17 protein-coding genes are annotated in these 20,438 nt (G+C 40.3%); 6 read left to right on the top strand and 11 right to left on the bottom strand.

All coding sequences use genetic code 11. The features are described from left to right. Positions 1 to 44: 44 nt before the first annotated feature. Both E0H89_RS08280 and E0H89_RS08285 read left to right on the top strand, forming a co-directional pair. Entirely contained in the window at positions 45 to 1,052 is a 1,008-nt protein-coding gene (locus tag E0H89_RS08280) for a helix-turn-helix transcriptional regulator (RefSeq protein WP_131216166.1), read from the top strand. Positions 1,053 to 1,610: 558 nt separating this feature from the next. Further along, positions 1,611 to 3,281, top strand: a complete 1,671-nt coding sequence (locus tag E0H89_RS08285; RefSeq protein WP_131216167.1) for an FMN-binding glutamate synthase family protein — start codon at positions 1,611 to 1,613, stop codon at positions 3,279 to 3,281. Between the two features lie 495 nt (positions 3,282 to 3,776). Here the strand turns inward: E0H89_RS08285 and E0H89_RS08290 are convergent, their stop codons facing one another. From E0H89_RS08290 to E0H89_RS08305, 4 genes are read right to left on the bottom strand one after another with little or no spacing between them, the layout of a single operon-like run. After that, a complete protein-coding gene (locus tag E0H89_RS08290) occupies positions 3,777 to 4,820 on the bottom strand; it encodes an alpha/beta hydrolase (protein WP_131216168.1) in 1,044 nt (347 codons plus the stop codon). After that, positions 4,820 to 5,947 (bottom strand): YdcF family protein, encoded by a 1,128-nt coding sequence (locus E0H89_RS08295; RefSeq protein ID WP_131216169.1) that lies wholly within the window; start codon positions 5,945 to 5,947, stop codon positions 4,820 to 4,822. The genes E0H89_RS08290 and E0H89_RS08295 overlap by 1 nt, the downstream gene beginning before the upstream one ends. 7 nt (positions 5,948 to 5,954) lie before the next feature. After that, positions 5,955 to 6,989 carry a UDP-N-acetylmuramate dehydrogenase gene (gene murB / locus E0H89_RS08300; RefSeq protein WP_131216170.1) on the bottom strand — a complete coding sequence of 345 codons (1,035 nt, stop codon included), beginning with the start codon at positions 6,987 to 6,989 and terminating at the stop codon, positions 5,955 to 5,957. Between the two features lie 12 nt (positions 6,990 to 7,001). Further along, complete coding sequence (locus E0H89_RS08305) at positions 7,002 to 7,526, bottom strand: low molecular weight protein-tyrosine-phosphatase (protein WP_131216171.1); 525 nt, start codon at positions 7,524 to 7,526, stop codon at positions 7,002 to 7,004. 116 nt (positions 7,527 to 7,642) lie between these two features. Between E0H89_RS08305 and E0H89_RS08310 the strand changes: the two genes are divergently transcribed. Continuing rightward, entirely contained in the window at positions 7,643 to 8,803 is a 1,161-nt protein-coding gene (locus E0H89_RS08310) for an iron-containing alcohol dehydrogenase (RefSeq protein WP_131216172.1), read from the top strand. A gap of 504 nt (positions 8,804 to 9,307) precedes the next feature. Then, entirely contained in the window at positions 9,308 to 9,745 is a 438-nt protein-coding gene (locus tag E0H89_RS08315) for an acyl-CoA thioesterase (protein WP_131216173.1), read from the top strand. Positions 9,746 to 9,747: 2 nt separating this feature from the next. Here E0H89_RS08315 and dnaX read toward each other — a convergent pair whose 3' ends face one another. The 5 genes from dnaX to E0H89_RS08340 all read right to left on the bottom strand — a co-directional run bounded on the left by dnaX (position 9,748) and on the right by E0H89_RS08340 (position 16,303). Beyond that, on the bottom strand, positions 9,748 to 11,850 hold the full coding sequence (gene dnaX, locus E0H89_RS08320; RefSeq protein ID WP_131216174.1) for a DNA polymerase III subunit gamma/tau: 2,103 nt from the start codon (positions 11,848 to 11,850) through the stop codon (positions 9,748 to 9,750). A gap of 134 nt (positions 11,851 to 11,984) precedes the next feature. After that, positions 11,985 to 12,446 carry a copper resistance protein NlpE N-terminal domain-containing protein gene (locus E0H89_RS08325; RefSeq protein ID WP_131216175.1) on the bottom strand — a complete coding sequence of 154 codons (462 nt, stop codon included), beginning with the start codon at positions 12,444 to 12,446 and terminating at the stop codon, positions 11,985 to 11,987. 103 nt (positions 12,447 to 12,549) lie between these two features. Further along, entirely contained in the window at positions 12,550 to 13,800 is a 1,251-nt protein-coding gene (locus tag E0H89_RS08330; RefSeq protein ID WP_131216176.1) for a serine hydrolase domain-containing protein, read from the bottom strand. A 93-nt stretch (positions 13,801 to 13,893) separates the two neighbouring features. Beyond that, complete coding sequence (locus E0H89_RS08335; RefSeq protein WP_131216177.1) at positions 13,894 to 14,748, bottom strand: MaoC family dehydratase; 855 nt, start codon at positions 14,746 to 14,748, stop codon at positions 13,894 to 13,896. 163 nt (positions 14,749 to 14,911) lie between these two features. Then, positions 14,912 to 16,303, bottom strand: a complete 1,392-nt coding sequence (locus tag E0H89_RS08340) for a 3-oxoacyl-ACP reductase (RefSeq protein WP_131216178.1) — start codon at positions 16,301 to 16,303, stop codon at positions 14,912 to 14,914. A gap of 241 nt (positions 16,304 to 16,544) precedes the next feature. Between E0H89_RS08340 and E0H89_RS08345 the strand changes: the two genes are divergently transcribed. Further along, positions 16,545 to 18,062: an acetyl-CoA C-acetyltransferase gene (locus E0H89_RS08345; RefSeq protein WP_131216179.1), complete on the top strand. Its 1,518-nt coding sequence runs from the start codon at positions 16,545 to 16,547 to the stop codon at positions 18,060 to 18,062. A gap of 88 nt (positions 18,063 to 18,150) precedes the next feature. Here E0H89_RS08345 and E0H89_RS08350 read toward each other — a convergent pair whose 3' ends face one another. Beyond that, the gene (locus E0H89_RS08350; RefSeq protein WP_131216180.1) at positions 18,151 to 18,678 is read right to left on the bottom strand and encodes a hypothetical protein; all 528 of its coding nucleotides are present in this window, start codon (positions 18,676 to 18,678) and stop codon (positions 18,151 to 18,153) included. 261 nt (positions 18,679 to 18,939) lie between these two features. Then, on the bottom strand, positions 18,940 to 19,380 hold the full coding sequence (gene aceI / locus E0H89_RS08355; protein ID WP_131216181.1) for a chlorhexidine efflux PACE transporter AceI: 441 nt from the start codon (positions 19,378 to 19,380) through the stop codon (positions 18,940 to 18,942). Positions 19,381 to 19,465: 85 nt separating this feature from the next. Between aceI and aceR the strand changes: the two genes are divergently transcribed. Further along, a complete protein-coding gene (gene aceR / locus E0H89_RS08360) occupies positions 19,466 to 20,356 on the top strand; it encodes an HTH-type transcriptional regulator AceR (RefSeq protein ID WP_131216182.1) in 891 nt (296 codons plus the stop codon). The last annotated feature ends 82 nt before the right edge of the window (positions 20,357 to 20,438 follow it).

Consider the following 20,438-nt stretch of genomic DNA (forward strand, 5'->3'; position numbering starts at 1 on the left):
TTTAATGCAGCTATAAACAATCTACTCGATTTTTAATGTTAGTTATGTCTTCACAAGAAAAAGAAACGTCCAACAGCCTATACCGACAATGGCAAATTTTATCTCGTCTTTCTACTGGAAAGTGGATGGGTACCCGAGAATTACAAGAAATTCTGCAACGTGAAGGTATTGATATCAGCTTGCGTACTATTCAGCGTGACTTAAATCAGATCTCGCTGCGCTTTCCTATTGAAAGCAGCAAAACTGTCCCTCAAGGCTGGCGTTGGCGTTCAGATGCACCCATTCAAAGCTTACCGCATATGACCAGTTCTCAGGCGGTAACCTTTATGATGGTAGAAGAACATTTAAAACACTTGTTACCTCCTAGTCTGATTGAAGAAATGAATCCTTGGTTTGACTTGGCACGCCGTAGCTTGTCCACCCAAAATAATGTGCGACAATGGATTAACCGGGTTCGTATTGTTCCCGCCACTCAACCCTTAATTCCACCTGTAGTCGATAAAATGGCGCAACAAGCAATTTATGAAGGGTTGCTGCAAGACAAACAACTGGAATGTGTTTATCAGGGACGTAGCCACTTAAGTGAAGAAAAAACCTATACTTTGAATCCCTTAGCTTTGGTTCAAAAAGGTGCGATTATTTATTTAATCTGTACCCGGCATGATAAAACTGATATTCAGACTTTTGCCCTGCACCGTTTTAAATCAGCCATTGTTTTAAATTCACGTGCAATGCATCCGGTTAACTTTGATATTGATGCTTATATTGATTCTGGCGCTCTAGGCTTTAGAGTCGACTATAACAAGCCGACTGAAAATATTGCCTTGAAACTGATCATGACTGAAGAAGATGCACATTATTTTGATGAAAGTCAGCTCAGTAAAGATCAGACCATCCGAAAACTGGACCATGGTTTAGCTCAAATTACTGCAAGCGTACCTTTTACCTCTCAACTGGTCTGGTGGCTAAGAGGTTTTGGCAATAAGATTCAGCAAATCGAGCCAATTGAGGTTTCAAATGCAGTTCGTCAAATCACTGATGAGATAAAATAACTAAAAATAAAAAAAGTCCCAATAATTGGGACTGGAGAATTTTTCTATTTGGATCTATTTTTTATTATCGTATTGTGGGTTTCCAGAACATCAGGCTTTATTTTCTCACCCCACCACAAAGCTTGATGGCTGTTGATTTGATTGCTGGAGTGAAGAACATTGAGCTTTAGCACGCTAGATCTCCACTATTATATCGGATTGATTTCATCGTCATATGAATTACCTCTGTTGCTAACGTAAAATCAATGTACTGCATAATATAAGTATTGAGAAATCATAAGATCAGAAGCTTTAAGCAGATTTTTTATTAAGCATTTATTCTGGATTTTAATTACGCTCAATTCCTATCCAATACACTCAAACATCACTTAACTTAATTGTTCATAATAAGTGTCTGATTTGAATTTCAATACTGATTTAGTAAAACAATCAATAATGATTACTTCGATATACTGTTCGCTATAACTAGCAATAATTTGAGTTTTACAAATCAGAACTTGCAGCATGTCCGCAAAATAGGCAAATTCAATTGATTCATAATAATTTGGAAAAACTAGAATGCCAGGTCCCGTTCAGATTGTTAGACATAAGCTTTTAAATACTTTTTTCTCACGGTACTCAGTCTGGTTCACTTTTATTTTCATTGCTCTCACCATTAGCTGGTTCCGGATCGTTTACGCTCCACATTATATTTATTACTTTATTTCGGACACCTTGCTGAATTCCTTATGGCTGATTTCAGGCATACTCAGTTTGGTCGGCTTATATGATGTCCTGCAAAACAAGCATTCAATCCTAAAAAACTATCCGATCATGGGGCATTTCCGTTTTATTTTTGAAGATTTCCGTCCCGAAATTCGCCAGTATTTTATTGAAGCCGATCAGGATGCCCTGCCATTTTCACGAATGCAACGCAGCCTGGTATATCAACGCTCAAAGAATGAAAATGCCGATAAGCCCTTCGGGTCCATTATTAATGTCTATCAACAAGATTATCGTTTTATCACCCATTCAATTACGCCATGCAAGCCTGCCCATCCAGATAGTTTTCGGATTCAGATTGGTAATCATCAATGTCAGCAGCCTTATAGTGCTTCCATTATGAATATTTCCGCCATGAGTTTTGGCAGCATGAGTGCCAATGCAATTCGAGCTTTAAATTTGGGCGCGAAAATGGGGAACTTTTCTCATGATACAGGTGAAGGCAGTATTAGCCCTTATCATCTGGAGAACGGTGGCGATATTGTCTGGGAACTGGGTAGTGCTTATTTTGGCTGTCGTACTTTAGATGGACACTTTGATCCTGAAAAATTTACCCGGCAAGCCCTGCTACCGCAAGTCAAAATGATTGAAATTAAATTATCGCAAGGGGCAAAACCCGGACATGGCGGTATTTTACCTAAAAGCAAGATTTCAGAAGAAATTGCCCAAATTCGTGGTATCAGTCGTGAGCATGACTGTGTCTCTCCTTCTAAACATTCAGCCTTTAATACGCCGATTGAAATGATGTATTTCATTCAACAACTGCGCGAGCTATCTGGTGGTAAACCGGTTGGTTTTAAGCTGTGTATTGGTCAGCCCTGGCAATTTATGAGTATTGTTAAAGCCATGCTGGAAACTAAAATTGTGCCCGACTTTATTGTGGTAGATGGTTCTGAAGGTGGCACAGGCGCAGCCCCGATTGAACTAATTGATCATGTAGGTACGCCTTTGCGAGAAGGCTTGCTGTTTGTACACAATACTTTGGTGGGCGCTGGTTTGCGTAATCAAATTAAAGTCGGGGCGAGTGGTAAAATTATCAGTGCTTTTGATATTTCCAGTACTATGGCAATTGGTGCAGACTGGGTGAATTCAGCACGTGGATTTATGTTCGCGGTCGGCTGCATTCAAGCGCAAAGTTGTCATACCAATCAATGTCCGGTTGGTGTTACAACTCAGGACAAAGAGCGACAAAAAGCCCTGCATGTTCCCACCAAAGCCGTACGTGTACTAAATTTTCATAAAAATACTATGCTGGCTTTGTCTGAAATGATTGCTGCGGCTGGACTCAAACACCCAGCGGATATTAAGGCTCACCATCTCGCGCAGCGCATTAATGACCGCGAAATCAAGAATTATGCACAATTACACTTTTGGTTAAAAGAAGGTGAGTTGCTCAGCTGTGAAGATAAAGATGATGAAAATTTTTACTTTCGAATGTGGAATTTAGCCCATGCAGAGAAATTTTAACCCGGCTTTGAGTGATAGATATGCTGGTATTTAGCAAAAAAGAGCTTATAACGACTAATCTCGATTAGTCGTTATAAGATTTTCAATCAACTCTTTAGTATTTTGGTCATTCACGAAGAAGTATTACTATTTTTGAATCAAATGTCTGAAGCTCATTTTTTCCTTGCGAAACACTGTTTTTCATTCGCCAAATGAGAAGCCTCAAAATATATTTTGAGTTGGCAAAAAAGCATCTTGTGGGGCAGCACAACTCACCGCAAAATCTGTTCGATTTCCGCACTTAAAATAATTTTTTTGCAAAAACAGTTAAGTTAAAATATCTCTGCTCTGCTTTACCTTGTGTTACAAGCAAAACAATGTTTTTTGCTCAGGTTGCGGATGACATGTCCATGTATCAAACACTATGTGGAATTTAAAAAGAAAAAATCAGCTCATTATTTAACTGATTTATCTTTGCTCATAAGACCTTTTTTGATTCACTGATTGTGATGAAGTTTAATAATAACCATCTGAACTTTGTGCATGTAAAAATGCCGGAATGAGTCCAGTCAAGGCTGCACGAATATCCGCGCGTTCATTAATTAACTGATGCGAACCCTCTTCAAGCATCAACAAGGTCTGCAAACGGAACTTGCGACGAATAAACTCAATGTTATAACGCCAGTCCACAGTCTGATCTTGGGCACCTTGAGCCAACCATACCGGAATACGGCATGCTGGACGTGCCTCCATTTCCTGCATCCATTTGGACATGGCCAAAATCCAGTCCATGCCCATCATACGTGGCTGTAAAGGATCTTTTAAACGCACAAAGCGTAGAAACTCTGGATTGTGGTTATTGCGTCTAAAATGACGTGGCACTTGACGCTTGATTCGTCGAATAATGCCTAAACCCACAGAATTATGCCACCATGCTGATTTTGCAGGTCGAATCAGTGGAGAAAGTAATAGGACACGCTCCACATAGGGATTTTCACGGCGCTCCGCAAACTCTAATAGATGATGCAGTAAAATAGCACCACCGGTACTCTGGCCAATACCCAACCATGGTTTGGGTAATTGACTGGCATTTTTAACATAGTGATAAACAGCATGTAAAACCTGCTGATAATGATCAAAGTTCTTAATGTTTGCAGGCGAACCATCACTTAAACCATGACCAGGCAAATCATAGGTGATGACACTGAAACCCTGTTCCAGTAATTCGCGTATAATCGGCTGATAAATACCACTGTGTTCCAGATAGCCATGCAATAAAAATACCGTTCCGCGTATTTTATTAAAAGCAAGATCGGCTAAATTGGGTTGGAATACCTGTACATGCAATTTAAACAAAGGCATTTGCACATAGCCTTGCCAATGCTCACAATCCAGTAAATGCAAACCATATAACTTACGGTAAGCCTGAATCTCTACTGAAGGTTGATAAGGCTTACTCAGGTCTAAGGCTTCAAGCAGTTGAGGTGTTGTTTCTCTACTCGGCACTGGCAAATCCAGCTGTTTTAAAATAGTTGGATTTAAAAATGGGATATCTGGCATTAAGGCACCTCCCGACAATCAGTGGAACCAAACCAGACGTCACGAATCGTGGCTAACATTTCATAATTGGCACGGCGGCTATGATCATAATTTTGTTCGCTTGGACGCCAGTGTGTCAGATGTGTCGGCATAGGGGCTTCAACAGGTACAGTTTCAATACCATTTAATGCAAATAAACGACGTGTACGCGGCATATGATAACGGTCGGTAATTAATATCACCCGTGGTGCTCCACCCTTTTTTTGCAATAATAGCGAGCTAAACCGCGAATTTTCGCAGGTATTCATGCTTCGGTCTTCCAGTAATTTCGCGTCTACATCATGTTCTTTCAACCAGCGCTGCATATATGGGGCTTCTACACCACTCAGTACAATCGGAAGTTGATATTGTTTTTCGATGGCTAAGGTTTTCTCTAAACGCAGTCGTGTATATTCGTTCACCACAATGTCTTTACCGTTTTTATCCAGAGTGAGGCCGCCACCCAAGACCACAATGGCATAAGGCTTTGAACCTTGCAGTAGAGGTTGTTCATTCTGTTCGTGAATTAATGCAATATCCTGGTAAATGGTTTCATCCACAGGTTGTTTCGCGACTTGTTCCTGTTCAATTTTATGCGTGAGAAGAAATTCTACATATTTCTCCATTAACGCTTTATTTTCAGTACTATTTAAGTCCAATAAATCTTTAACTGCTTGAGTAGGATCTTCATGTCCTATCTCATCATTCACCGATTCTGCAAGCAATGGAATACGCGGCTTTTCCTCTTGTTCATTTTCTTGTTGTTGCGCCTCCTCAATCATGTGTTGCAAAGCTTTATATCGCGCTTGAATTACAGTCAAATTCTGCGAATTATGGCTTTGGATCGCTTCTTCCATTAACTTTAAATAGGCCTGTCGAGCAATCCATAATCTAGAGCCTGGCTCCAAATTTTCATGTTCGCTCAATGCAGCCATTTGTTGACTTTTCGCAGCCACCTGATTGACTTCAACAGGAACAAAACTATTCAAGGCTTTCACAACCCAGCCTGAATAAAATGGCGAATAAATCAAAACCATGAAACAGCCGAAAAGAACAAATAACACTGATGCTATTTGTACCAATCGAACCATCCAATGCGATTTCACCATAATTTTCTTATTCCAAATGTGAGCGAATTAAACCTGTCTCATCAAACAATACCGGTTCAGGTTCCAATAAAATGTTAAATTTTTGCTGAACATCCCGTTGTACGGCATGATAACTTGCTTTCACATCCGCCAAAGTCGCCTGATCATAATTTACTAAAACCAAGGCTTGTTTATGAAACATCCCCACCATACCTAATTGCTTCCCTTTCCAACCCGACTGATCAATCAACCAACCTGCTGCAATTTTAACGCCACCTTGAGCTTGAGGGTAATGGGGTAAATTCGGAAATGATAGTGCTAAATGGTCATAAAGCTGTTGTGAAACAATCGGATTTTTAAAGAAACTTCCTACATTTGGATATTCTTTTGGATCTGGCAATTTGCTTTGACGGATTTGAATCACTTGTTTTTGCAAGTTTTCAGCAGTCTGTTGATCGCCTACGGCGTGCTTCAGATCACCATAATTCAACATCAAATGTGCGTGCTTAAGCAATTTAAAAGTCACATGAGTAATCACAAAACGATTCGGATCATCTTTAAAAATACTATGCCGATATGAAAAATCACAGTCCGAAGCAAGAATAAGGCTGAATTGCTCTAATTGGCGGTCATAAACCTGAACCGATTCAATAAATTCACCGGCTTCAACCCCATAAGCCCCGATATTTTGAACTGGAGATGCACCGACTAAACCTGGAATGAGGGCCAGATTTTGTAATCCATATAAACGATTTTCTGTCGTCCATAGCACAAAGTCATGCCAGATTTGTCCTGCACCCACTCGAATAGTCTTGCTGTGCTCATCTTCAGCAATAGATTCAATTCCCTGAATATCCATATGAAGCACGAGCGCATGAATATGTTCAGGTAATAACATATTGCTGCCACCAGACAGAATCAGGACGTTTAACTGTTGCTGCCGGGCATAATTTAACGCATCCACCAATTCTTGTTGAGATTGAACTTTAATATAATGGGATGCAATCGCATCAAGACTTAAGGTATTAAAAGGCTTAAGTTGAATTTGAGTTTGAATATTCATGTGCTTAAACCTTTATTTCACATCGATCTGTTGTTTGAACTGTTGTCTAAAAATATTGACCCACGCCCGACTACTCGATTCACACTGATCGAGTACCCGCTCAAAACCCTCTACCCCGCCATAATATGGGTCTGGCAAAGCTTGCTTGAGATAAGTTTGATCATGTTCACTCATCAATACAATTTTTGCCCGAATTTGACTTGCACCATACTCACTATGTACTTGTACTAAAAGTGCTTGAATATTAATTAAATTTTCATGATCCATTGCCAGAATCAGATCAAATTCAATGAAATCCTGGGGCTTTAATTGGCGTGCACGTAAGGCTGATAAATCATAGCCACGATTTAACGCATGCTTCTGACTACGTTCATCAGGTGCTTTTCCGGGATGGTAGTTACTGGTTCCGGCTGAATCAATCACAATATTGAGCGAATGTTCATCACAAAAATGTCTAAGCACAACTTCTGCTGTGGGAGAGCGACAAATATTTCCTAAACACACACATAACACCTTATATGGCGTTTTGGATGACATAACAACCTCAATAACTACTTTATTTTCAGATGTCTTATGTTAAGTTATTTATGGGATGAATCCTATAGAACGCTAAAACAATAATCTTGAATTTGATATAAAAAAGGATGCAATAGATGAGCCATTTTCAATTTCAGACTGTCTCGAATATTATTTCAGGGCTCGGTTCAATCTATGACTTAAAGCAATTACTCCAACAGCAACCCTATAAAAAGCTGTTATTGGTGACCGATGCAGGTATGATTCAGCAACAATTACACTTACCGATTATTGAAATTTTAGAAACCATTCAACTTGATTATGTGATTTATTCTAGCGTTCAAGCGGACCCACCCGAACATATTGTTTTAGATGCAGTTCAATTCGCGAAAAATGAAAAGGCAGATATCGTGTTAGGTTTTGGTGGCGGCAGTTCATTAGATGTCGCAAAAGTGATTGCTGTTTTGGCACATCCCGAACAACAGCACACTTTGCAAGATTTATACAGTATCAATAATGCTAAAATCCCAAGACTACCTTTATTTTTAGTTCCAACTACTGCAGGTACTGGTTCTGAAGTCACTCCTATTTCTATCGTTACCACCGGTGAAACTACAAAAACCGGGATTGTTTGTCCGGTTTTATTTGCCGATGTTGCTATTTTAGATGCGACCTTTACCCAAAACTTGCCCGCACAAATTACGGCGGCAACAGGTATAGACGCGATGGTGCATGCGATTGAGGCCTATACATCAAAAATAAAAAAGAATCCTTATGCAGACATGTTAGCCAAACAGGCATTACGCTTACTCAATGACAACTTAAGCCTGGTCTTGGCTGATGGACAGAATTTAGCGGCACGTCAAAATATGCTGGTCGGCTCAATGCTTGCCGGTCAAGCCTTTGCCAATGCTCCAGTCGCTGCGGTACATGCGCTGGCTTATCCTCTAGGTGGACATTTTCATATCTCGCATGGGCATAGCAATGCCTTGGTCTTAACCGAAGTTTTAAAGTTTAACGCCCCTAATGCAAAGCAACTCTATGCTGAATTGATGTGCTGGATAGATCCAAAAAGTACCGGCAGTACAGATGGTTTATGTGACTTATTTATTGATCATATGCAAAATCACCTTAATAAAAGCGGTTTAATTTTAAAATTGAAAGATTTAAATGTTCCAGAAACCAAGCTTGAGCAATTAGCCAATGATGCCATGTTGCAAACTCGACTTTTACAAAATAATCCGCGTGAACTAAAGTTGCAGGATGCCCGACAAATTTATGAAGCTGTTTATGCTTAGTTTGTATTTTATTTATCTTCATATCATTTTAAGCGATTTTTTATTGCAATCAAAAAATCTTACCAATAGACTTCTTTCATAAGTCATTTTTTCAATTACGATAAATTGCTCGTAAAGCCAAAATTAAAAATAAATTTTAACAGGTATTGGATTCATGAGTGTGGCATGGATGCCACACGTTCGCCATCACGACAAGGAGGTCATGCATGGGAAACCAAAGGTTTTTCTTGCGGACTCAAAATATATTTTAAGTCCTCATTTTGACCTTTTAAAAGTAGAGGTAATACCTAGGCAAAGGCATAGAAATTGAATCAATAAACTGAGGCAGTGCTGGTTTTAAAGAATCCAATATTGAACATTTTTTGATTTATGTAAATTATCTAATATAAAACAAGATCGCAAGGTCATTTATTTCCTGTAAATAACCTTGCTTTTACCCGCTTGCATTCATTTATTTTTAACAGTACAACTGAACATAAATGACCGATAGCAAATAAGATTACGATGAAGCAAATACCCAAACAACGCACTGATTTCTCATACTTCTTACCCATACAAACACGCTGGTCAGATAACGATATCTATGGTCACGTCAATAATGTCACCTATTACAGTTATTTTGATACTGCAGCCAATGCCTTATTGATTGAAAAGGCAAGTTTCGATATTCGCCATTCCCCCATCATCGGGTTGGTCGTCGATTCAGCATGCAGTTTTTTTCAGGAACTTTCTTATCCTGAAATTATTGAGGTTGGTGTGGTCATTTCCAAACTTGGCAATTCATCCGTACAATATGATTTAGCGATTTTTAAAGCATCTGAAGATTTTGCCTCTGCTCAAGGTCATTTCATACATGTCTTTGTGGATCGCCAGACACGAAAAAGTACCCCGATTCTAAGTGAAATGCGGGATGCTTTATCTCAATACTGTATCAATGAATAAACTTATTTAAGCTGAATATTCTGTATTTCAGCATCAAAGTTTTGCAGAATATCCTTCACCGCCGCTTCTGCATGCAGTAGCTCTGAAGCACGTGCATACGCTCTCTGTTTCCGTTCATTCTGCATGTTATAAGGCGTCGTTGTTTCAACTTCAGCATATTTGACCTGAAAGTGGGTATTCGGCCATTCAGTTTTCAAAGCTTGCTCTAACGCATGTCGTAACTGATTTAACAACTGTTCATATTGTGGTGGAATATGAAATAACGATTCGCCATCAATCTGACCGGTCATTACCCCCTGTTGCGCCAATTCCTGTACCGCGGGTGATAATGTACTATTTCTAAACCAATACTCCCACTTATCTACCGTCCAATCCCCTTCAAGCTGTTGAGGGCTTAGTCTTAAAATCTCTTGTGGCATTAACCCTGAATCTTGTGTGGATACAGTTTTAACCGCGACTTGAGTTTCTTCCAGACTCGGTGGTTCTAATTCAAGAACCGGCTTCTCGATAACTTTAACTGGTGCAACTTCAACGTGTACAGACTCAATCGGCATCTGTTCTGGGCTTAAGAATACATCTTCCGCTTGATCCACCACAGCAATATTATCTTGAGACTTTGCAGTTTCAGTATCGAAAACATCATTTAAGGGTGCAATTTCATCAAATAAGAAATCATCGCTGCTCGCTTCTAGCTGATCAGCGCTATCTGGCAGGATATTGATATCATCATTTGATTCATCTAAGTCAAACAGGGCATCTTCTGAGGTTGGATCAAAGACAATTTGATCTGGACTTATCGGAGAATTCGGCTCAGCAAGCTCAAGCATTGGTTCGTCCAGAAAATCATCCGAAGATGGTTCTGGATTCTGTGAACTTAATTGTGACTGAATTTCTGCAACTGGCTCTGCTGGTGCTTGATATTCATCACCTTGCGGCTGCATATTTTGTACAGATGCTTGAACAGCAATTTGTGCTGCTGGTTGCTGAACCTCTGGTGCAGATACCAAGACTTCATTCGGTTGCAATGGACGGAACGCGAGTAGGCGCAATACGCACATTTCAAAGCCTTGTTCTTGTGTCACTGCAAGTTGCAGATCGGCACGACCTTTACATGCCACTTGATAATACAATTGTAAATCTTGCGCTGAAATGAGCTGCGATAATTGCATGATTTTTTTATTAATTTCAGCACTATATTTCAGGCTTAAATCTGGTAAATATTGCAGTAAAGCCAGTTCATGCAAAGTTGAAATCAACTGATCTAAAACCAGCGAAACATCTAAAGCCTGCTGCCTAAATTGCATCAACAATTCACTGACACGCTGCTTTTGATTTTGATGGATGGCTAAAATCAGATCATAAATAATGGTTCGGTCAATCAAACCCAACATTTCTTTAACATCTTGATGCTGGATTGCGCCCTGACCATAAGCAATCGCTTGATCGGTTAAAGACAGTGCATCACGGAGTGATCCCTGTGCAGACTCAGCAATTTGCCAGATTGCATCCTGTTCTGCCTGAATTTCTTCTTTATGTAAAATATGCGTCAAATGTTCAGTAATTTCATCCACAGCCAATGGACGCAAAGTAAACTGTAAACAGCGAGAAATGACAGTAATTGGAAGCTTTTGTGGATCGGTTGTTGCAAAAAGGAATTTGACGTGTTCAGGCGGCTCTTCTAGTGTTTTCAGTAACGCATTGAATGAGTGCGTAGACAGCATATGCACTTCATCGATCAGGTAAACTTTAAAACGACCTTGTGTTGGTGCATATGGAACGTTATCCAGCAGTTCACGTGTATCTTCAACTTTAGTCCGTGATGCCGCATCAATTTCAATCAAATCGATAAAACGGCCTTCATTGACCGCGGTGCAAGTTGCACACACTTCACACGGCGTATAAGTTACACCCGTTTCACAGTTCAAGCACTTTGCCAAAATACGCGCTATCGTGGTTTTACCGACCCCGCGTGTGCCAGTAAATAAATACGCATGGTGTAAACGACCACGTTCTAAGGCACTGGTGAGCGCTCGTGACACATGGTTTTGCCCAACCAATTCAATAAAATTACGTGGGCGATATTTACGCGCAAGTACTTGATACATGTATGCTCCTTTTTACAGGTCTAAGCATACTGTTTTTTTGGTCAAGAGTGAATGAACAATCTGCAAAAGCGTTCAATCAAATATGAGATAAGCAGAACTATTTTTCAGATATTGCGAGAATCTAAAGAAATCAGCTATCCATTCTTTTCTAAAATAAAATCATCTTCAGCATTATAAATATTCCCTGTCTGATCCTGCAATATTTCAAGCAGTTGATGATCTAAATCCACATAGATTAAATTGCGAGTCTTGACCTGCACTAATTCAAGTTTAGTCTGATCAGAATTACTAAATCGGAAATGGCCTTTAATCGTTTCGATCTCATTATGGCCACTTAAACTTTCACGTTTTAAAGTATAAGTCTGGTTCTGGTTGAGCACTAAATCTACAGCCATACCCGGGCATTCCTCACAACGTGAAATACAGCCCATGCATGGTGTCGTTCCTTGATACTTACCCACCCATTTCGCAACCGTAACTTTCTGCTCGGCAACCTGATCAACTTGCTGGCTACTTTCGCTACTCGTTTGCTTAGAGTCCTGACAACCCAACAAGACAGAAGATGCAATTAAGGGAATAAGAAGCGGCTTTTTCATCACGACAACTGAATGGGAGATTCTGGACTTGGGAAAATATCACACTTTTTACCGAATTATGCCTTCCAACTCTGCACGCTAACATTTTTAAATAATATGCCGTTTAAAACCATCCCTTACGCCCTTTTAATGCTGCATCTGCACAACGTAAAGTTTCTTGGGTTAAACCCCACAGACGATAATCCCCCGTGATCGAACCTGTAGCAAAATTATGGGTATAGGCGAAACTTAGATTACGTTCACGGTCACACCATGCACCAGAACCATTAAACCCCATATGTCCAAACCCTTTGGATGATTTCCCTAGAGTTAAAACCCGGTGATAGCCTAAACGCCAATACATCGGTAGCGGCATAATACGGTCGCGCTGAGTGTATTGAATTGTACTTAAATTTTTAAAGATATCTGGCCGAATCAATTGCTGACCCTTCCATTCACCTGCATTCGCCAGCATGGCATAAATTTTTGCCAGACTATCTGCAGTAAAAACTCCATTTGCAGCGGGAATTACGGCTTTTAAACCTTCATCACTAAAGAAGCTGAACTTTTTCATTCCCTTGGGAATCATGGCATCCTGGAAGTCTTGTGGGTTTTGTCCTGACCACTCAACTATTTTGTCAAATAGTGAAGCTTTCTTTGGTTTCGGTTTTGCTTGCCCTGAAGGCTTTGGTTCTGTTTTCAATTTTGCCAATGGTCTTGCAACCCGAGCCAATTCAAATTCAGTAACGCCAAAGTACGCTCCATCTAGTTGCAGTGGCTGAACAAGATACTGCAGCATTAAATCTGACAAAGATTTTCCTGTCGCTTTTTCAAGCACACCACCTACCAGCCAGCCAAAAGTTAAGGCTTGATAAGCCGCATCCGTAGCTATTTCAAAATGTGGTTTTGCTTTTGCAATCACTTCCAGCATATGTGACCAGTCCGCCATTTCCAATGCCGTTTCAATCTGATTGCGAATGTCATATAAACCACTTTGATGGCTCAGTATATGTCTTAAAGTGATTTTCGCTTTACCATTCTGTGCAAAGTCAGGCCAATACTGTGCAACAGGCGTGTCGTAATCTAGAAAACCCTCACTCACTAAAATATGAGCCAGTGTCGAAAGTACACCTTTACCCGTGGAATAGCACACTGACAGAGTATCGGATTGCCAGTTTTCAGTTGCTGATTTTTTACCTGTGTAAATATCAACGACTTTTTGCCCCTGGAAATAAACGACTAGGGCTGCCCCACCTAAATCTGTCCGTGCATCCTGCATACGGCTAAATTGTTTAGCGAGATCTTGAAAACGCTCATCAGTCTGTCCCTGATAATTTTCTGTATTGGCAAAGATATATTCTTTTATTTTGTTCATTAAACTGTGCTTTCCCTAAACCAGTCGTTATTTTTTATTTACTCGAAGCTTAAAATAAAAAAGCCTAAATCAGCAATGACTCAGGCCTTGGTCTTATAAGGCTTTTATACGACCCGACACATGCGGTTTTTGGTTCTTGCTATTTCGGATCAGGAATTCGATATCCTTACCTTCATTAGCAGTTAAAAACTCAACTTTAGAGGGCAAGTACATCGGCAACTTAAACCATACATCTGCTTCATAGCTGTCTGGAAGCGTTAAGCTTGCTAATGCTTTGGCTTTACTCCACATGCCATGGGCAATCGCCTGTTTAAAACCGAAAGCTTTTGCGGTAATGGCATGAATATGAATCAGGTTAAAGTCGCCCGAAGTTAAGGCATAACGACGACCGGTATTTTCCGACACATTCCACTCTGCTTGCATTTCATACGCAGGTGCTTTCGATTCAGTCACTTTAGCAGTAACTTTGCCATTGGTTTTTTGGCGCGCCAAATAAGTGGTTATCCCTTGCATTACCACTTCATTGCCCACTTTTGCAGTGGTAATAAAGTCAAACTGACTCCCTTTGTCATGTGCTTGTACTTCACCAAACTTGCAAGATAACATTAGCTGTTCATTTACCCCAACTTTACGGGTTTGCTTAATCTGATTGCGAATATGCACCAAACCTAAAATCGCAAATGGAAACGCTTCTTGCGTCATCATGTGCATTTGCAGGCTTTGAGAAAGTACCGCTAAATAAATCGCGGGAATATAACCGTTATTCTTAAAGCCACAGACTTCGTTGTAGACTTTAAGATGTTTCTGATCGACCTTGAATGAATCCACCACATATTCAACTTGCGGTAGTACTTTTTCACCCTTCGGCTTTTTAAAAATTAGGCCTTGAATCACTTTCGGATAGGCTAAATAAGGTTTTGGAAGTTGACTAAAATGGCGAGTATTCATTCTGGACCTTTATAAAATTCTTATATCTTTAAATGCAACTTCCTCTTCCTTTTAGGAGATGAGAAGCACTGCTTCGTAAGGGAGAGGTATTAATCGAATATTAAAACTTTTTTAGCCCTCATCCCAACCTTCTCCCAAAGGGAGAAGGAGTTTTATTTGCAAATTAAGCACCCAACAAGCTTTGACCACACACACGAACCACGTTGCCATTTAAACCTGTAGAAGCAGAAGATGCAAATAATGCAATCGTTTCAGCAACATCGACAGGTAAGCCGCCTTGGCTCATCGAGTTCATGCGGCGACCTGCTTCACGAATGGCAAATGGAATTGCAGCAGTCATTTGCGTTTCGATAAAACCAGGCGCAACGGCGTTAATGGTTATACCATTTTTCAACATAGGTGCAGTGAATTTCACTACACCAATGACACCTGCCTTAGATGCTGCATAGTTGGTTTGACCCAAATTACCCGCGATACCTGAAATTGAAGATACGCAAACAATACGACCATTGGCATTAAAACCTTCATTTTCAAGAAGGTAATCATTGACACGCTCAATTGCAGATAAATTAATGTTGATCACCAGATCCCATAACTCTGGCTTCATGTTTGCCAAAGTTTTGTCACGGGTAATGCCGGCATTATGTACGATGATATCTAAACCACCTTGAGCTACAGCCGCAGCTTTGATTTTTTCCCCAGCGTCATTAGCTGTAATATCAATGGCTAAAGTCGAACCACCAATTTCACCGGCAACACGATCAAGGTCAGCCTGCTGTTGTGGAACGTCTAGACAAATCACATGTGCACCATCACGAGATAATACATGTGCAATTGCTTCACCAATCCCACGACTCGCACCCGTCACCACAGCCGTTTTACCTGCCAGCGGTTTTGCCCAATCGATATCTACAGTTTCAGCTTTAGAAACACGAATCACTTGACCAGACACATACGCTGAACGTGGAGATAAGGCAAAACGAACTGTAGACTCAAGATTGGCTTCAGCGCCTTCATCGACATAGACCAGCTGCGCAGCAATACCTTTTTTAAATTCTTTACCAACAGATTTTACAAAACCTTCAAGCGCACGTTGTGCAATCGCCTGTTTTACTGTTTTTGCAGTTTCAGGGGTAATACCGACAACCACTACACGACCAGAAGTCTGAATTTGGCGTGCAATCGGATTAAAGAAGTCATAAAGTTCATGTAGTTGTTCAGAGTTTTGAATACCCGATGCATCAAAAATCACAGCCTTAAACTTAGATTCTTTGTCGCCTTCATTGAACGCACTCAGGCTTAAACCTGTTTTTGCTGCAGCTTGTTGTAATTCAGTATTGTTGCCTGCATAGCTATTGGCGTGAATATTTGCAAGAACTTGCGCAATTGAACCCGATAAAGTTGAAGATGATGCAGCACCAAATAAAACTGCCCCCCTAACGACCGGAGTGGCTGACTCAAAACGGTCTAGGGAAATCGGTGATGGCAAACCTAAATTTTTGATGACAAATTTACCAATAGGAGATTTCGCGAATGTTTGGTATTGGTCAGTCATGTTTATTATCTCTCATACAAATTAATTTTTGATGGATTTGAAGATATTCTTTTAACTTCAATATGATGTTTAGAGTCTTATATTTCAATACATCCATCAGTTTCTATAGAATCATACTTGAGTTAAACAATGGATGTCTTGACCGGAATGCTTTGTGCAATGTCATTGTAGTCAATACGGCTATTTTTAGATTGTGTTAATGTACGTGCCAAGAATACTTTAAAATGCTTGGAAAAGCCTTATGAGCAAGACAACTCAAGAAAATCCAACAGTTGAAAATTCTGCGACGGAAACTGTGTCAAATACATCAAAAAGTACTGCGCGTACAACTAAAAGTTCTGGTACTGCCATAAAGTCAGCAACCGATGAGATGAAAGCAGCTCGTCCTCGTTCAACACCACCACGTAGTAAAAGTACTGCTTCAACTCCCAAAAAATCACAATCTACAACTCAAACTGCTGTTCAACAGGATAAAACCATGAGTCAAAACACTGTTCGCCGCGTTGCAATTATCGGTGGTAACCGTATTCCTTTCGCTCGTTCAAACGGCGCTTATTTCACTGCCTCTAACTCAGATATGTTTACAGCCGCCTTAAATGGTCTGGTTGAGCGTTTTAACCTCCAAGGTCAACGCCTGGGCGAAGTGGTTGCAGGCGCAGTTTTAAAACATAGCCGTGACTTTAACATGACTCGTGAATGTGTGTTAAACACTGAACTTGCTCCCGAAACACCTGCTTACGATATACAGCAAGCATGTGGTACTGGCTTGCAAGCAGCATTCCTTGTTGCAAACAAAATTGCCTTGGGTCAAATTGAAGTCGGTGTTGCAGGCGGTGTAGATACCACATCTGATGCACCAATTGCGTTCGGTGACGGTTTACGTAAAGCTTTACTTGAATTGAACATTGCAAAAACAGCTAAAGACCGTTTAAAAGCGTTAACTAAAATCAATCTTAAAGATTTAATGGATGCACCTAAAAATGGTGAACCCCGTACTGGTCTTTCTATGGGTGATCATCAAGCAATTACAGCACTTGAATGGGGTATTGCTCGTGAAGCGCAAGATGAACTTGCTGCATCTTCACATCAAAAAATGGCGGCTGCCTACGAAGAAGGTTTCTTCGACGACCTGATTACACCATTCTTAGGTTTAGAACGTGACAATAACTTGCGTGCAGACTCATCTGTAGAAAAACTGGCAAAATTAAAGCCTGCTTTTGGTAAAGGCGATGCACGTACCATGACTGCGGGTAACTCTACTCCGCTGACTGACGGTGCATCTTGCGTACTTTTAGCTTCTGAGGAATGGGCGAAAGCTAACGGTCACGAAGTTCTTGCTTACTTAACTTTCCAAGAAACTGCTGCTGTAGATTTCGTTGAGAAAAAAGAAGGCTTATTGATGGCACCTGCATATGCAGTTCCACGTATGCTTGAACGTGCTGGTATCACTTTACAAGATTTCGACTACTACGAAATTCACGAAGCTTTTGCATCTCAAGTACTTTCTACATTGAAAGCGTGGGAAGACCCAAAATTCTGTAAAGAACGTTTAGGCTTGGATGCACCACTCGGTTCAATCGACCGCTCTAAACTCAACGTAAAAGGCTCATCTTTAGCAGCGGGCCACCCATTTGCAGCGACTGGCGGCCGTATTATTGCCACTGCAGCAAAACTGATTAATCAAAAAGGTTCAGGTCGTGTGCTTGTTTCGATCTGTGCAGCTGGTGGCCAAGGTGTAACAGCAATTATTGAAAAATAAGCTCGCTATATCTTTTTAAATAAGAAGCCCCCGGAATTTTAACTTCCGAGGGCTTCTCAATTTTATAAATTAAACTAGCATTGAAAGCTTAGCGTGTAGCACGTTCCCAAGCTTCCTTAACTGCAATTCTTGCTTCATTCCAGGTTAAACGAGACAACCCTTTGGCATGATCCCATTTAAGTTTCAAATCACTTTCCACATCTTCAAAACGCGTACTTGAGTCATATTGAGGACGGGCTTCATAACCAATGCGATAAGCATTTTCATAATCTCGCTCATAATCTAAATCTGAATAGGTTGTAAGCGTTTCTGCATAGTAAGGTGTGGTATGCGCCGTCTCTCTCCAATAGGCTTCTTCTTCGGTAGGATTGACTGCTTCCGCGGCCCCTTTACCTGCCAGGCCGCCGACCACTGCTCCCACAGCACCTCCGACTATTGCGCCAACTGGGCCACCTACGGCTCCAACTGCTGCCCCAGCCACTGCACCTCCTGCTGCACCTACACCAGTTCCAACCGGATGTGCGCCAGGTTCACCTGTAATTGGATCTGCATTCAAATCATCTCGAGCATCTTTAGGAAGGTTTTTTACAACGTCACGATCAAAATTATCATTCATCTTCGTATTATCCTTTTATCATGCTTTTAAAATTAAGTTTAATATAACTTTTAAGAAAAATTATGCACCTTTCTCATATTTAAGCAGTGCAAGATTTAATATAGAGGAGATGAGACCGCTTATATGCTTCAAAATGTCAGTTTTAAGTTAAGGTATGTACAATGTTGTATATAAAACATTTCACTCTACTCACCTAGACTGATAACAATTATTTTTTGAATGTATGTTATTAAAAATAATTATTCACTTATATAGCAATAATTAATTCTCTATAAATTGCTGATTAGTCCGATTGAGTCTTAAATGATCTTCAATAGCGTCAAAACACCATTGGAAAATAAAGGTATACACCAAAATACACAGGGTCATACTTAAATCGAGCAGAATAGCCCGTCCGATGCTCATTTCTAGAGCATAAGCCACCATTGGAATGGTGGCCAACATCAAGCCTCCTTCAAAACCAATCGCATGTAGAATACGTACACGCACCGTTCTTTTCAAATGATGCTTGACTTCAAACTTTTCAAAGAAATGGTTAAAGATCATATTCCAAAACACCGACGTTACTGCCATAACAATTCCCAGTATTCCAGTCACTTCCATCGGCATATCAAAAATAAAACTCAAGGCAATCGCAATGATGACCAACAGGATGATCTCATAGCTCAGTGCATGAACGATCCTTCTTTTGGAAATCAACATTTCAATACTCATTTATTGGAGGTAAGAGTATTTTATTTTGGTATTATTGATTAATCGAATTAGATTCTTTCAAAAGTTTTGATAGATGAATATTAACCAAGACCAACTGATTATTTTTAAGACTGTCATCGAAACTGGTTCATTTTCTGCTGCTGCAAGAAAGTTGGGAAAAGTCCCCTCTGCGGTCAGTATGTCGATTGCCAATTTAGAGATAGATCTAAATTTATCTCTATTTCAACGTATTGGGCGTGAGCCGGTTCCCACGCCTCAGGCGCTTACCTTGTATGAAAAAACCGAGCAGTTACTCATTGAAATCAATCAATGGAAACAGCATGCTTTTGCTTTAAGTGAGGGCTTGGAATCCTCTTTAAATATTGTGGTAGTAACCGAACTGTTACACACTCACTGGACAGACTATATTTCACTGATTGAAAAACAATTTCCGGAACTGCAAATCAATGTTTTTTCAGCACCGCAAGAGGATGCGTTAAAAATGCTGTTCAATCAGACGGCACAATTGGCACTAATGTTTGAACGTGAACAATTGGAAAGTCGTGAACAGTTTGTCGAACTTAAACGTGAAGCCTTGGTGCCGGTAGCTGCCACTAGCTCGCCGTTAGCTGCATTTAAACAGGTCAGCTATGAGCAAATTTTGCAAAACCGGCAAATTGTGGTGGCCAGCCGTGACCGGAGCATTAAGCCTGAACTGTTATTTTCAAAAAAATACTGGCGCACAGACAACAATCATTCTGCCTGCGCCATGATTATGCAGGGTTTGGGCTGGGGGGTGTTACCTTTGGAAATGCTTAATCAAAATCCACACATCACCCAGCAACTTAAAATTCTTAACTTTTTAGATTTTAGTCCTAAATTTGAATATTTTGTCGATTTAGTTTGGAGTCGAGAAAGTCAGCTGGGTGCCGCTGCTCATTTTTTGATTAATCACATCCGAAATTCGCGGAAAAACACAAAATAGACAGGCCTTATACAGGCTTTTTACTTGGGTTAAAAGCAGATTGTGATATAACAAATGCAGGGAAATAACTTTAAGAACTAAA

It is taken from the genome of Acinetobacter sp. ANC 3781 (genome assembly GCF_004331285.1).
GTDB lineage: Bacteria > Pseudomonadota > Gammaproteobacteria > Pseudomonadales > Moraxellaceae > Acinetobacter.